The 14,968-nt window shown below is 45.6% G+C and carries 14 protein-coding genes; 7 read left to right on the forward strand and 7 right to left on the reverse strand.

From position 1 onward, the window contains the following. The first annotated feature begins 68 nt into the window (after nt 1-68). Nucleotides 69-1,988, forward strand: a complete 1,920-nt coding sequence (locus ICN15_RS09020) for an ATP-binding cassette domain-containing protein (RefSeq protein WP_216202416.1) — start codon at nt 69-71, stop codon at nt 1,986-1,988. Between the two features lie 15 nt (nt 1,989-2,003). On the opposite strand, the gene ICN15_RS09025 is transcribed toward ICN15_RS09020, so the two are convergent. The 5 genes from ICN15_RS09025 to ICN15_RS09045 all read right to left on the reverse strand — a co-directional run bounded on the left by ICN15_RS09025 (nt 2,004) and on the right by ICN15_RS09045 (nt 6,703). Beyond that, a complete protein-coding gene (locus ICN15_RS09025; protein ID WP_216202417.1) occupies nt 2,004-2,675 on the reverse strand; it encodes an alpha/beta hydrolase in 672 nt (223 codons plus the stop codon). A gap of 52 nt (nt 2,676-2,727) precedes the next feature. Next, nucleotides 2,728-3,045 carry a chaperone modulator CbpM gene (locus tag ICN15_RS09030; protein WP_255532947.1) on the reverse strand — a complete coding sequence of 106 codons (318 nt, stop codon included), beginning with the start codon at nt 3,043-3,045 and terminating at the stop codon, nt 2,728-2,730. Between the two features lie 5 nt (nt 3,046-3,050). Continuing rightward, a complete protein-coding gene (locus ICN15_RS09035) occupies nt 3,051-4,031 on the reverse strand; it encodes a DnaJ C-terminal domain-containing protein (RefSeq protein WP_216202419.1) in 981 nt (326 codons plus the stop codon). A gap of 133 nt (nt 4,032-4,164) precedes the next feature. Beyond that, nucleotides 4,165-5,712 carry a UxaA family hydrolase gene (locus ICN15_RS09040; protein WP_216202420.1) on the reverse strand — a complete coding sequence of 516 codons (1,548 nt, stop codon included), beginning with the start codon at nt 5,710-5,712 and terminating at the stop codon, nt 4,165-4,167. Between the two features lie 28 nt (nt 5,713-5,740). Beyond that, nucleotides 5,741-6,703: a tripartite tricarboxylate transporter substrate binding protein gene (locus ICN15_RS09045; protein WP_216202421.1), complete on the reverse strand. Its 963-nt coding sequence runs from the start codon at nt 6,701-6,703 to the stop codon at nt 5,741-5,743. 61 nt (nt 6,704-6,764) lie between these two features. Between ICN15_RS09045 and ICN15_RS09050 the strand changes: the two genes are divergently transcribed. Then, nucleotides 6,765-7,910: a mandelate racemase/muconate lactonizing enzyme family protein gene (locus ICN15_RS09050; RefSeq protein WP_216202422.1), complete on the forward strand. Its 1,146-nt coding sequence runs from the start codon at nt 6,765-6,767 to the stop codon at nt 7,908-7,910. Here ICN15_RS09050 and ICN15_RS09055 read toward each other — a convergent pair. Then, entirely contained in the window at nt 7,897-8,832 is a 936-nt protein-coding gene (locus ICN15_RS09055; RefSeq protein WP_216202423.1) for a 3-hydroxyacyl-CoA dehydrogenase family protein, read from the reverse strand. The two genes, ICN15_RS09050 and ICN15_RS09055, sit on opposite strands and share 14 nt — an antisense overlap. Nucleotides 8,833-8,976: 144 nt before the next feature. Here ICN15_RS09055 and ICN15_RS09060 point away from each other — a divergent pair, with 144 nt between their 5' ends. The 4 genes from ICN15_RS09060 to ICN15_RS09075 are packed head-to-tail and all read left to right on the forward strand — an operon-like array spanning nt 8,977 to nt 12,701. Beyond that, entirely contained in the window at nt 8,977-9,909 is a 933-nt protein-coding gene (locus ICN15_RS09060) for an SMP-30/gluconolactonase/LRE family protein (RefSeq protein WP_255532948.1), read from the forward strand. 31 nt (nt 9,910-9,940) lie between these two features. Beyond that, complete coding sequence (locus ICN15_RS09065) at nt 9,941-10,645, forward strand: GntR family transcriptional regulator (protein WP_216202424.1); 705 nt, start codon at nt 9,941-9,943, stop codon at nt 10,643-10,645. A gap of 15 nt (nt 10,646-10,660) precedes the next feature. Next, nucleotides 10,661-11,710, forward strand: a complete 1,050-nt coding sequence (locus ICN15_RS09070) for an Ldh family oxidoreductase (RefSeq protein WP_216202425.1) — start codon at nt 10,661-10,663, stop codon at nt 11,708-11,710. Nucleotides 11,711-11,729: 19 nt separating this feature from the next. Continuing rightward, entirely contained in the window at nt 11,730-12,701 is a 972-nt protein-coding gene (locus tag ICN15_RS09075; protein ID WP_216202426.1) for a tripartite tricarboxylate transporter substrate binding protein, read from the forward strand. Nucleotides 12,702-12,726: 25 nt separating this feature from the next. Here ICN15_RS09075 and ICN15_RS09080 read toward each other — a convergent pair whose 3' ends face one another. Further along, nucleotides 12,727-13,431: a pirin family protein gene (locus tag ICN15_RS09080; RefSeq protein ID WP_216202427.1), complete on the reverse strand. Its 705-nt coding sequence runs from the start codon at nt 13,429-13,431 to the stop codon at nt 12,727-12,729. A gap of 71 nt (nt 13,432-13,502) precedes the next feature. Here ICN15_RS09080 and ICN15_RS09085 point away from each other — a divergent pair, with 71 nt between their 5' ends. After that, nucleotides 13,503-14,912 (forward strand): TAXI family TRAP transporter solute-binding subunit, encoded by a 1,410-nt coding sequence (locus tag ICN15_RS09085; RefSeq protein ID WP_216202428.1) that lies wholly within the window; start codon nt 13,503-13,505, stop codon nt 14,910-14,912. Nucleotides 14,913-14,968 lie beyond the last annotated feature (56 nt).

The following is a 14,968-nucleotide window of genomic DNA, read 5'->3' on the forward strand; positions in this document are numbered from 1 at the left end:
ATTCTACTGCTCAATCCGATGTTTATTGAAAATATCCCGACTTTAGCCGAAGTGACGATAATGTCGCCATGGCTTTAATCGTACTCACTGATGCAAAACTGGCTTTTGGCCACGTTGACCTCCTAGCAAATACTGCTTTCTCACTGGAATCTGGGGAGCGGGTTGGCTTAATTGGCCGTAATGGCACTGGCAAATCTTCTTTGTTGAAGATCTTGGCTGGTATTGAGAAAATGGATGATGGTCTCTTGCAATATCAGCAAGGCCTGCGCATTGCCTATGTTCCCCAAGAGCCGATCTTTGAAGCTGAAGAAACAGTGTTTGACGCTGTATCTCAGGGTGTGGCTCAGGCTAAGGCCTTAAGAGAAGAATATGAGGCTCTCAGTGTGGGTGAGTGGGATGATGCTGCTCATCATCGCCTGGATGAAGTGCAATCCCAACTAGAGGCATTGAGTGGCTGGAATTGGGAACAGCGCGTTCACGAAACCCTCGATCGTTTGCACTTAGAAGCTGAACTCAAAATTAATACGCTTTCTGGCGGTACCAAGAAACGCGTTGCACTGGCACGTGCTTTGGTGGAAATGCCAGATGTGCTGCTGCTTGATGAGCCTACCAACCATTTGGATTTAGATTCCATTTCCTGGTTAGAGGATCTGCTTAAGGAGTACAAAGGATCTGTGATTTTGATCACCCACGATCGTGCGTTCTTGGATAACGTCTGTACACAGATCGTTGAGCTAGATCGCGGCATCTTGCGAACTTACCCAGGTAATTTTTCAGCCTATGAAGTATTAAAAGATCAGGAAATGAATTCTGAATCTTTGGCTAATGCGCGAGCAGACAAATTACTTGCCCAAGAAGAAGTTTGGATTCGGAAAGGGGTTGAGGCAAGACGCACTCGCAGTGTTGCGCGGATTGCTCGTCTAGAAAATCTCCGCGCTAGCCGCTCACAAAGACGCGATGCCGTTGGTCAGGTCAAACTAGCAGTGTCCGCTGGCGATAGAAGCGGCAAGATCGTCGCGGATCTTCAGAATGTCTCGAAGTCTTACGGTCGTCCGATTGTGGCGGATTTCACAGCGACAATTCTGCGAGGCGATAAGGTGGGTTTATTAGGCCCTAATGGCGCTGGTAAGACCACTTTATTGAAATTAATCCTGGGAACGATTGCACCTGATTCGGGCACGGCAACCATGGGCACCCGGATTGAAGTGGCCTACTTTGATCAGATGCGCGAAGGCCTTGATCTGAATGCCTCGCTCGAGGACTACATTAGCCCAGGTAGTGAGTGGATTGAAATCAATGGTAACAAGAAGCACGTGAAGAGTTACTTAAGTGATTTCTTATTTGCACCAGAGCGCACGAATTCACCTGTAAGTACTTTATCCGGTGGCGAGCGGAACCGATTACTGTTAGCGCGTTTATTTGCCCGACCAGCCAATGTCTTAGTGTTGGACGAGCCAACCAATGACTTGGATATTGATACTCTGGATTTACTCGAGCAACTACTCCAAGACTATAAGGGTACGGTCTTTTTAGTGAGTCATGATCGTTACTTCTTGGATAACGTCGTTACTAGCATTATTGCCAATGAGGGTGATGGATTCTGGCGGGAATACGAAGGGGGTTATGAGGATTGGAAGATCCAAAAAGCGCGCTCAGATAAGATTCGCGCTGCCAATGGTGGCGCCAAGGCTGTAGAAAAGTCTGAATCAAAGCTGGAGGTGAAGTCAGAATCTAAAGCTGCAGTTGCCAAAAGTGCCGTTCAAAAACTCAATGGCAAAGAGCGCCAAGAATTAGAGGCATTGCCATTACAAATTGAAGTACTAGAGACAGAACAGGCTGAGATTGGTATTGCGATGAGTAACCCCAACCTATACAAGAATGAGCCTGAATTAGCCGCGGGTATGCAGGCGCGTTTATCCGAAATTACTGCTGATCTAGATACCAAATTGCAGCGCTGGGAATTGCTACTGAGTCGCTCGGAACCTTGATGTCATCAGCGTGGTTTATGACTTGCTGAGCACCGTAGTCAAAAACCTGGAGATATCTGCTAACTCATCCGGATGGAGAGAGTGCTCCATCGGGTAGCTGTTCCAGTCCACCTGATAGCCTAATTTTTCCAGGGTATCAGACGAAGCTTCTGCACGCTCTAGAGTGATCACGGCATCCCAAACTCCATGGGCCATAAAAATAGGGGTCTTACTATTGGCCTCACTTCTTTCTAGCGGTAACGATTTTGCTAGGGGGAGGTAGCCTGACAGCGCCATGATGCCTGCTAGTGTATGTGGAAAGCGAAGGCCTACCTGTAGAGACATCGCGCAGCCTTGCGAGAAGCCGGCTAAAACAATTTTTCCATAAGGCACGCCCCGACTTGCCTCTCGTTCAATTAACTCTGAGATCGCTGATGCTGATTTGTGAATACCGGAAAGATCTTCGCGGTCGTTACTACCTCTCCCAGTAATGTCGTACCAAGCGGGCATGACGTAGCCGCCATTGATAGTGACCGCCATACTAGGCGCACTTGGGAAAACAAATCGAATAGCAGGGCACTCGGAAAGTTGTAGTTGCGGAATGATGGGTACAAAGTCATTCCCATCAGCCCCGAGTCCGTGAAGCCAAATTACAGAAGCACTTGGATTAGGATCTGTTTCAATTTCAATACAGGGTAAAGCGGTCATTTATATTTCATCCTAAATTGCAAAGAATATCGCAGCCGAGTCGCTCAGAGACTTAAGTTATATTTTCGCGTAATAGTTGATTGCGTAGACGAGTAATCTCATCCAGCAGATCAAGCGCTAAGGCAACTCCAGAGATATTAAGCTCTAAGTCGTGGGTTAGGTGAGCAGCAGTTTTGGCACGCTTAAGTGAGTCTCCACTGAAGCGCCAATCCTGAGGAGATGAACCTGCCGGACTGAGAACGCCCTCCCTTACCCAGGACATAATCTGCTCTTCTGGTGCGCGTGTGGCTTGTGAGATTTCTATAATACTCATGTGCACCTCAGTTTCAACAACGATGCCCTCAATCCAGGTGGTTTGTATTGGTGTCATGTTCATCATCCCTTCAGGTGGTTTCTGGGGTTGAAATCAAAAACTTTTTCTAATGCTTGATAGGCTTCTTTTTGGGCGTCAGTTTCGGCGCTTGGTAAAACAATATTGGGTACCACATACAAATCACCAGCCTCTTTACTGGGAATGCCTTTGCCTTTAAGTCGCATCTTGCGACCTGTGACTGTTCCTGCAGGAATTGTTAGTTCAAGTTTGGATCCAGCAGGAGTGGGGATGCTCACCGTAGTTCCCAAGGCAGCCTCCCAGGGTGCGAGCGGTAAATCCAGATAGATATCCTTACCATCTACGCGATAAATGGGATTTGGATGGAAATCAATCTCTAAGTACAGGTCACCAGCACCGCCTGTACCCATACCCGGACCACCTTGACCAGCCAAGCGTAAATTCTGCCCCGCTTTAATACCCTTTGGAATACTGACATCGAGTTTGCGCTCTTGAGTGCTGACATGACCATTCGCATCTTGAGTTGGCATATGAAGGGCAATCGTTCGTTGAGCGCCGTTATAAGCATCAGCAAGATCAATGAGTATTTTGGCATGGTGATCTTGGCCCTTAAAGTCCATGCCTTGACGGGGGTTACCACCGCGTCCACCTTGGCGATGCCTGCCTCTGCCAAAAAGAGATTCAAAGAATTCGCTTTGATCACCTTCGTAACCATTTCCGAATCCAGCATGGCCTCCGCCAAAGTCGCCATCGGAATATTCAAATCCTTCATTCCAGTTGGGTGGTGGAGTGAAGTCTTGACCATTTTTCCAATTGGCACCCATGCGATCGTAAGCAGCACGTTTCTCGGTGTCTTTTAAGACGGAGTAGGCTTCCCCCAGCTCCTTGAATTGTTCTTCTGCGCCCGCCTCTTTGTTGACGTCCGGATGGTATTTGCGGGCCAACTTTCGGTAGGCCGCTTTAATTTCTGCTTCAGTAGCGCCGCGTGCTACACCGAGTGTTTCGTAGTAATCCCTGAATTTCATAATCCCGCTAAAGTCCTGATTAAATCAATAAGCTTAATTCTACAGTCCTGGCTGCTGATTTCTACTGACTTTTTAGCAAAGAAAAAGCGGGCATCATGCCCGCTTGCTAGTGTTATGGATCTGGAAAGTGGATTTAGCTCATGACACCAATTTGCCAGGGTACAAATTCATAATCTCCTAAGCCTAATAATTCACTTTTAGAGCGTTCTCCAGAGGCGGTCTGCAAGAGGAGTTCAAAAATTCGTTGCCCCATCTCTTGCACGGAAACCGTACCATCGAGGATTTCTCCACAATTGATATCCATATCCTCACAAAGGCGCTCAAACATAGGGGTGTTGGTAGCCAGCTTGATGCAGGGTGCCGGTTTGGATCCAAACATGGAGCCACGCCCAGTAGTAAATGCGATGAGATTTGCTCCACCCGCAATCTGACCTGTTGCTGAAACGGGATCAAAGCCAGGTGTATCCATAAATACAAAACCTTTAGCGGTAACAGGCTCAGCATATCGATAGACTTCCATCAACGGCCCAGTACCACCTTTCATGGAGGAGCCGAGAGACTTTTCAAAGATATTGGCTAGGCCACCGATTTGATTCCCAGGGCTCACTTGTCCATTAATTTGAACATCACGACCAACAGAGTATTCGTCTTTCCACCACCGAATGCGTTGAATCAGTTTTTCACCAATGGCTTTACTGGCAGCTCTCCGGGTAAGGGTATGCTCAACCCCATAAATTTCCGGAGTCTCTGAAAGAATGCCGGTGCCACCATGACGTGACAGAATATCAATGGCAGCGCCTAAGGCTGGATTAGCGGTAATCGAAGAAAAGCCATCTGAGCCACCGCATTGCAAGCCCACACAGAGATGGCTTGCAGAGACAGTTTGGCGCGTGGCTTTATTGGCTTCAGGAAGTAGTGCTTTAACAGCCTCGATGCCAGCTTCAATCGTTTTTCGAGTGCCACCCGTTTCTTGCATGATAAAAGTATGCAGTGTGGAGTTCTCTTTAAGGCTTTCCTGCTCCATCAAGCCCTTCAGTTGGTTGCGCTCACAACCAAGACCAATGATCAGTGCGGCAGCGAGGTTAGGGTGTTGCGCATATCCCGCTATCGTTCTACGGAGGAGCTGCATCGGTTCGCCACTCATTTCCATGCCACAGCCGATGTCATGACTAAAAGCCACTACACCATCGATATTAGGATAATCTTTCAACCGCTCGGGCGTGAACCAGGCGGCAATTTTATTCACTACGGTTGCAGAGCAATTGACGGTAGATAAAATGCCGATGAAATTACGGGTTCCAACTTTTCCATTGGCTCTGACAAAACCCTGAAAGGTAGCGCGTTCAGCCTCTGGTAGCAGGGTGGTGGGTTTATATTCACTTGCATAGGCATAGTCGCGATCGAATTCACGAAACTCCGTATTGTGGCTATGTACCATCGTGCCGGCTTCAATATCAGTGTTAGCAAAACCAACCGTCACGTTATATTTGAGAATCGGATCACCCTTGAGAATTTTCTTCGTGGCGATTTTGTAACCTGCCGGTACTTGACTGCGGCTCGTCAAATTCTCGCTAGGTACAGATTCACCAATCGAGACGTCCACTCTAGCAACGACGATATTGTCATTAGGATGCAGGCGAATTATTGGCCCAGCCAATTTTTTTTCAGAGGTTTCAATCATGAGTTTCTTCCAATGTAAATATTTTTAATCATTCTGCTGTTACGCCAGATTTCTTGACAATAGGACCCCATTTCGTTAGCTCAGACTTAATATAGTCACCAAGTTGGTTTGGGGTGCTGGTAACTACATCAAATCCCTTGGAATTGATTTGAGATTTGATTTCAGAATTATTGAGAACGTTGACTAGCTGTGAGTTTAGTTTATCTATGATTGCCTTAGGCGTATTTGCAGGAGCGACGATTGCATACACCAACTCAACTTCAAACTTTGGCAAAGTTTCAGAAATAGCGGGAATTTCAGGGGCGCTAGGAGAGCGCTTCAGGCTGGTGATACCTAAGGCAGTAAGCTTGCCAGACTTCACATAAGGTAGTGCGGCAGGAGTTCCCACGATTGCTGTCTGAATCTGCCCACCCAATACATCTGTCAATGCTGGAGCTGCGCCCTTATAGGGTACATGCAGAATATTTGTTCCGGCTTGCGTATTAAATAGCTCTCCCGCTAGATGCAGGGGTGTCCCTGCCCCGGATGAACCAAAGCTCACTTTGCCAGGATTAGCCTTATCGAAGGCAATTAATTCGGCAACATTCTTTACTGGAACAGAGGGGTTAGCAACTAGCATGAGTGAAGAAGACGCAACCAATGAGACGGGGGCGAAGTCCTTTACTACGTTGTAGTTTAATTTTTTATATAAAGTTTCATTAATGGCCTGAGTTCCAACTAACATTAGAAACAGCGTATAGCCATCGGGCTTTGCATTTGCTACGTATTCGGCGGCTAAATTTGCTCCTGCACCAGGCTTATTTTCAATGATGATTGGCTGACCAAGATTCTCACCAAGCTTTGGCGTAAAGGCGCGTGCAAGGACATCGGATGGCCCGCCAGCTGCGAATGGAATAATTAATTTAATCGGTTGAGTGGGGTAGCTTTGTGCAATAGCTAGCATGGGGAGTAGAGCGCCCACAACTGATAATGCCAAAATAATCTTTCTCATGTATTGTCTCCTTAATTTTTTAGAATATGAGCTACTAATTTAAACCTAGTAAAGCAAGCAAATGAAAATCACCCACGCAGATATTTATCCCTTATCGATCCCCTTAATTGAGCCCATGAAAATGTCGCGGGAGATCGTGGTTGATGCAAAAACAGTACTCTTATGCCTTACTGATGATAAAGGTCGGCAGGGCTGGGGTGAGGCCTCTGTGGCACCTTTAATGACTGGTGAAACCTTAGATAGTCTCATTGGCAGCATTAAATATCTAGTAGAAAAATCATTATCGATTGATTGGTTGAAGCCGGATGATTTTGCGGAAATATTTAATCTCATCTTATATTCCAATGCATCAGCTAAAGCCTGTTTAGAGATGGCTTTATTAGACTTATATACGCAAGAAGTTGGCCTACCACTATGGCGATATTTACGTGGCAGAAATGCCGTCCCGAATGAGAGTGCGCCTGCTGCTATTCCCTTACTTAGAATGCTGGGGGGCTCATTGGATAAAGAGCTTAGCGATGCCGAGACATTTCGCGCCCTTGGTTTTAGACATTGGAAAATTAAAATAGGCTCACTCACGCTGGATGAGGACCTGCACAGAGTTAAGGTGCTATCTGATGCTTTGGGGGGTGATGTTATTTCTGTTGATGCAAACTGCGCACTTACTTTGCCAAATGCAATCCGTTTTTGCCAATCCAAAGAAGCCAGTAGACTTAGTTTTGCAGAGCAATTAATCCCGGCCGATCTCCCTATGGGCGATTTTGTATTACTCAATAGAAGCTCTGGTATCCCAATGGGCTTAGACGAGTCTATCCATGGGGTTGTTGAGCTAGAGCAATTTATAGAAGCGGGCGCTTTTGGGGGCGCTAGCTTAAAGCTGATCAAGACGGGCGGCATCATCAACGCTCTATCTTGCGCTAATCTTCTCAGAGAGCATCGGCTTGGTTTTAATTTGGCTTGCAAGATTGCTGAGAGTTCATTGTCTGCAGCAGCAACAGCTTCAATTGGATTTGCGATGGGGGAGGTATCGTGGGGTTTTAGCATGTCCAATCAATATCTGATGTTTGATGTGTGTGATGTGCCTCTCGTCGCTAAGCGGGGGTGCCTAGACGTAGAGCAATTAGCATCTACAGGCGTTGGTATTACACCAAACATCAATCGAGTTAAAGAGGTCATCGCTAAAGGGTATTCAACTATTCAATGTTAAGAACATCAAAGGCAGCCTTTAATCTCCTAGAATATGAATCAGACACTTTCTCTATTTCTGCGGGCGTCCACTTTCTGAAGCCTTCCCCAGATTTCATTCCGGTTTTTCCTTCACTCATGAGTTGTACAACCTTTGGTGGCAGGGTGGTGATATTAGACAGTGAGGGATAGATTTCCTTAGCTGCATTAGCCATTCCATCCCAACCAGAAATTTCTTTTTGAGTCATCGGGCCGACTGCTGCATAACGAAAACCAAAGCTGTATCGGACTGCATCATCAATATCCTCAGGGGTGGCAATTCCTTCTTGTACAAGGGAGAGTGCTTCGCGCATCAGGGCATGTTGAATGCGGTTTGCCAAAAATCCTGGGATATCTTTTTTAACCAAGACAGGTTTTTTATTAATCTTTCTGTACAGAAGGCAGGCTTGTTCTGCAAATGCCAATTCTGTTTTCTCACCCATCACTACCTCAACTAGTGGTACAACTTCAGCCGGCATAAAGTAATGAGCACCCATCATCCGTTGAGCCGTTTTGAGTCCATCAGCAATTTTGCTAATTGGAAAACCAGAGCTATTACTTCCAATGGGGATGTGTGCTGGAACTCGCTCATCTAAATATTGGAAGATCTCTTGCTTGAGGGCGAGATTTTCTGCCACGGTTTCAATGATCCAATCACACTCATTCCAGTTGGACCAATCTTCGAGAATATCTACAGATTGCTCTGCTTTAATTGAGATCAGATTTTGGGTTGCATAGAGACCGGTGATGCCGATTTTCTGCGCTAGGCTAAGCGCTTTATCTAAACAGGCATCCGCTTTCTCCTTGCTTCTTCCCAAGATCACCACGGGAATGCTTTGCGAAATAAATCCTGCGGCAATGCCGGCGGCCATTATTCCACTACCAATTACAGCAACATAGTTCATGAGGAACCTTACTTATGCGGTTAAGTTATAAAACAAGAAATTTTATACAAGTACTTATTTGCTTTAGATTATCATTCATTATGTTTTAATTGTGAATCAATTAAATTAACTTGTCCGTATAACTATCACTTGGAGCCTGCAATTATGACCATGTACAACCCCTTTCAGCCAGTAGAGAAAATCAAGGCAGAAGTTTTTATGTCGATGCCAGCAAAATTTAGAAAGAAGTCTCGAACAGGCTGGTCCGATCCCAATCGCCAAGGTGCAGAAGTAGAGTGTTTCTTAGAAGGACCTTCTTTTGATCGTGAAGGCAATTTATGGTTTCTCGATATTCCGTTCGGTAGGGTTTTCAGAATTACGCCTAAGGGAGATTGGGATTTAGTCACTCAGTTTGATGGTTGGCCTAATGGCCTGAAATTCCATAAAGATGGCCGCGCATTCATCTGCGATTACAAGTTAGGCTTGTTGGCTCTCGATCCTAAAACTGGCAAAGTGGAAACTATCCTAGGATCCATGTATAGCGAAAACTTTAAAGGTTTAAACGACTTACATTTTGCTTCCAATGGCGATTTGTACTTTACTGATCAAGGTCAAACCGGCATTGCAGATCCAACAGGCAGGGTATTTAGATTGCGTGCAAATGGTCAGTTAGATCGCTTGGCAATTAATGTCCCAAGTCCTAACGGCATTACATTAAATACCCAAGAAAAGCATGTATTCGTTGCCGCCACGAGATCTCAGCAGATTTGGCGCTTGCCACTCATGGCAGATGGCTCAGTATCAAAAACCGGCGTAGCGATTCAGTTGACTGGTGGTGTTGCTGGACCTGATGGCATCGAGATGGATTCTGAAAATGGCTTATTGGTGTGCCATTTGGGTGTTGGTATTTGGCGGTTTGATAACAATATGCTGCCAACGCATCTGATTTATTCCGACAATCCACATCACCACCACCTTGCCAATATGTGCTTCGGTGGAGAGGATGGTAAAGACTTATACATCACGGAATCTTTATCTGGCGATATCTTGAAAGCACGTTTACCGGTTGCCGGCAAGAAGATGTTTGGCCTTTCCTAAGTTGAAAGAGTCCCCTCCACTTTATAAAACTTTGGCGAATGCGCTGGCCCAGCGCATTCGTGATGGTGACTGGGTGGTGGGATCATGCCTGCCTTCTGAGGCAATGCTTTGCGCAAGCTTTAAAACAAGTCGACATACTTTAAGACATGCACTCCAGACTATCGAGGCAGATGGTTTGGTGCTCCGTCGCCAGGGCGCAGCCACGCTAGTCATCTCGAGGCAAAAGGTCAGAAGATTCACTCAAAGCTTTAACTCGCCGGTTGATATATTGAGTTACCCAAGAAATACCTACCGCGAAAATATCATTGAAGAATTCATCGAGCTGGATGAGGCGCTAAGTGAAATGATTGGTGGCGCATTCGGCTCATCTTGGTATCACATTGGGGGTCTTCGTAAGCAGCAGGATTCCGAGCAGATCATTGCATGGACTGATATTTATATTCTGCCTCAGTTCGCCTCCTTAACAGCAGATCCCGAGCATAGGCAGGTGATGGTGTTTGAGCAAATTGAGAAAAAATATGGCACTAGAATTGATCGAGCAGAGGTTGATGTGTGTGCGCTTGGAGCATCAGTAGATATTGCAAAGAAGTTGAAATTAAAGCCAGGGGATCCCTGTTTAGTGATCGTTCGCCGGTATTTTGATGATCAAGATAAACTTTTTGAAATCACCTTTACCTATCATCCTGAACAAAAATACATCTATAAGATGGAGTTTAAGAGTGGCGCAGGTCATTAAGGATAAAGAGCGGATATGAAATATTTACCCATTATTCAGGCTGAGGAATTTATTGCCAATGTGCTAAAGGCGAATAAGGTGCCTGCAGAGGATGCCAAATTGGTTGCACAGTTGATGCTTAAGTCTGATTTAGTTGGTGCTGATGGCCATGGAATTTTCAGATTACCCGCTTACGTAAAAAGAATTCAGGCTGGTGGTATCAACCTCAACCCCCATATTCGTATTGAGCGCGAGCAAGGAGCAACAGCGCTAATTCATGGTGATAACGGTTTAGGCCATCTGGTAATGAATAAAGCAGTTGATCTGGCAATAGAAAAAGTACGGCAGCATAGTGTTTGTTGGATTGGCAGTCATTATGGTAACCACTCTGGCGCTGCGTCTGTTTATGTAAGAAGGCTAGCTGAACAGGGTTATATCGGTATCTATATGGCCGTTGGCAATGCCAATCATATGGCGCCCTGGGGCGGTATTGATTTGCTGCTATCGACCAATCCAATTGCAATTGCGGTTCCCGCTGGTGATCATCCGATCGTGCTATTGGATATTGCCACCACAGTGGCTGCGTATGGGAAAGTGAAGCTTGCCGCGCAAAAAGGGGAATCCATGCCGGATACCTGGATGATAGATCGCAATGGTAAACCCATTACGGATCCTCAAAAATCAAGCGAGGGCTCACTATTGCCGATTGGCGGATATAAGGGTTATGGCTTAGCTGTGATGATCGGATTACTAGCGGGGGCCCTGAATAATGCAGCGGTAGGTAAACAGACGATTGACTTTAATGCGCATCATGATTTGATTACAAATACGGGACAAACCATCATCGCGGTAGACCCTAGCGCCTTTGGCGACAGGGATCAATTTGTTGAGCGAGTGATTGCCTTAGTAGATGATTTGAAAGCCTCTTCTAAGTTACCCGGTGTGAATCAAATTCGGGTACCGGGTGATGGTGCAGCTAAAGTAATGGCAGAGCGGCTTCAACACGGAATTCCGCTATCCATTGAATTACATGCATCTTTGAATCACTGCGCCAAAGAATGTGGAATTGTAACTTTAGATTTATAAATATATTGGAGGAGACAGCATGATTAAGGGATTAATAAAAAAAATAGCTTTAGCTTCATTCGTATTACCTCTTTTTCTGGGAACAGCATTTGCTGCTTACCCAGACAAACCCATCAAAATGTTGATTGGGTATGCCCCAGGAAGTTCAACCGACATTGTTGGCAGAATGGTAGCTAATGAGCTGAGCATGGCCTTAAAGCAGTCGGTCATTGTAGAAAACCGAGGTGGTGCTGCAGGTAGCTTAGCAGCTGACGCTGTGGCGAAGAGTGCGCCAGATGGTTATACCGTGCTCTTCGCTCAGAATGGCTTGGCGATTAATGTGGCCGCCAACCCAAGACTGCCCTTTAATGGCCAGAAAGATCTATTGCCTGTAGTAGGTGTTGCTGCTACTCCCCATATTTTAATTGTGAACAATAACTTCAAGGCGAAAAATGTTGCCGAGTTAATTGCAATGCTCAAAGCTGATCCAGGCAAATTGAGCTTTGGCTCTTCCGGTATCGGGAATTCAGATCACATGGCTGGAGAATTATTTCTTGCAACTACTGGCACTCAGGCAATTCATATTCCTTACAAGGGTGGATCCCCGGCAGCAACTGATTTGGTAGGGGGCCAAATTGATTTTTACTTTGCGGGTATGCCAGTAGGTTTACCTTTGTACAAAGGGGATAAAGCCCATGCTTTGGCTGTAACAAGCAAAAATCGTTTCAGCGGTGCCCCTGAATTAGTCACCATGCAAGAGGCCGGCGTAAAGGGTTATGAGATGGCTCTGTGGCAAGGCATGTTCGTACCGGCAGGAACTCCTGCTGCAATCACGAGCACCTTAAGCACCACTATTTTGAAAATTTTAGATACGCCAGAAATGAAGGAGCGATTTATTAAGGCGGGAGTCCAAATTGCCCCAATGAATACTCAGCAATTTACCGACTTGTATCAATCAGATATCGCGAGATGGAAAGTGGTTATTGAGAAGGCAAAAATTAAACTCGATTAGATTCTGTTTTTGCATTAATAGGCAGCTATTCATTGCTGAGGTCAAAAATGATGACCTCAGCATTTTTCCCTTTTCCTATGGAGAGAAGAGTTTCATTTTCTACAAGTAAGGCATCACCACTAGATAGGACGATGCCGTTGATATTGAGCTCCCCCTGAATTAAATGGACATAGGCTTTCCGTTTGCTATTTAGCATTAACTCAGCTGATTGTGATCCATCAAAGAGCCCCGCATACATTTTGGCATCCGCGTAAATTTTGACGGAATGACCCAAGCCATCAGGAGAGGCTACAAGGCAAAGCTGACCCTGCTTATCCACCAGTGGAATCGTTTTTTGCTCGTAACTGGGAGCAATTTCCATCACGTTGGGTTCTATCCAAATTTGGAGTAAGTGTGTCGTTTGATCTTTAGCATGGTTGAATTCGCTATGGGTGACCCCAGTTCCCGCACTCATCCGCTGGACATCCCCCGGTGGAATGCCTTTGACGTTTCCCATACTGTCCTCATGGGCTAATTCACCCGACAGCACATAGCTGATGATCTCCATATTGCGGTGACCATGTTTACCAAATCCCATTCCCGCCTCGACGCGATCTTCATTAATGACTCTTAAATTGCCCCAGCCCATAAATTGGGGGTCATGATAGCCAGCAAAAGAGAAGGAATGAAAGCTTTTGAGCCATCCATGGTCAGCATAGCCACGATCTTGGGATTTTCTGAGGGTTAGCATATTAATGTGCTTTATAAAAAGTAGTTAAGCCCATTATCATTGGCTTTTGTCACATTTGCTAATGGCCTTCCATGGGAAGTATCAAACACGATATTACAGAGTCCTGTCTAGGAATCTATGAGACCGCTCTCGAAAAGTGGGATGACCTTACGCAATTTTTAGTGGAGACATGGCCCCTATTGCTGATTCTATTTCTAGGATTGCTGGGGGTTTGGTGGTATGCCGATCCACCACCCCCAAGACAGGTGTTAATTGCAACGGGGCAACCCGGTGGATCCTATGAAATTTTAGGAAAGAAGTATGCAGCCTTTTTTGAGAAAAAAGGCATTACCCTTGAATTACTTGCGACCGAAGGGGCAGAGGAAAATATTGCGCATTTAGTGGACCGCAAAGATCCTGTTCAGGCTGCGTTTGTTCAGGCAGGCGCATTTAATTCTCATGATGTTAAGGGTGTTGAGTCATTGGGTGCGATTGCTTATGCGCCAATTTGGTTTTTTTATCGGGGACCTGAACTCAAGGACACTGATTTTCAATCTATCAAAGTAGCTTCCCAATTCTTTTTAAACTCCAGGATATCGGTAGGTCAAAAAGGCAGCGGCTCTTACGCTCAAGCAATGCATATGCTAAAAGCCAATGGGTTTGAAGAGGGGCGCAATTTTGTTCACCTGCCTGGTTTGAAGGCTGCTGAAGCTTTACAAAAAGGAGAGATTGAGGGTGCGTTTATCGTGGATGATTATGAGGCGCCTGTGGTGCAGAAGCTGTTAGCAGATCCGAATTTGCGTATAGCGGCATATCCACGAGCTGAGGCGCTGATCCGTTCGATGCCTTTTTTACAAATTCTGAATGTGCCAATGGGGAGCTTTAGTTTGACACGCAACTTCCCTTCGACCGATATCAAACTGATGGCCTCAACGACCAATCTATTGATTGATGACCGAATGCATCCAGCGCTGCAATTTTTATTTTTAGAGGCAGCGCGAGAGATAAATGGTAAGGCTAGCTTCTTTGCCGAGTATGGCGAATTCCCCTCCTTTAAAAATATAGGACTTCCGGAGAGTCCCGTCGCTTTGCATTATGAAAAAAATGGCTCGCCATTATTGATGCTCTATTTTCCATTTTGGCTAGCAGAATTGATTAACCGCTTAGTTTTCGTATTTCTGCCATTCTGTGCCGTGGCCTATCCAGTGTTGCTCATGTTGCCGGGATATCGTAACAAGCGGATGCAGCGAAAAATTGATTTGCTGTACATTACCTTGAAGACATACGAGCAAGAGCTTACTGAAAATTTTTCGCCCGAAGTCAAAGATGAATATCTGAAGAAATTAGACTTGCTGGAATATGAGGCATTAAAATTGCAGGTTCCCAAGAGCCTAACTGGCTCTTACTATTCCTTGCGGACCAGCATAGACTATGTTCGTAACTGTCTGAATCGTGGCATTCATCCCTATCAGATAGCCAGCGCAGATATCATTCTGCAATGATTCGCTCAAATAAATAAGAGACCCGCAGGTCTCTTATTTATTTGACTTTGACTCAT

Origin of the sequence: Polynucleobacter sp. CS-Odin-A6, from assembly GCF_018882095.1 — a bacterium.
GTDB lineage: Bacteria > Pseudomonadota > Gammaproteobacteria > Burkholderiales > Burkholderiaceae > Polynucleobacter.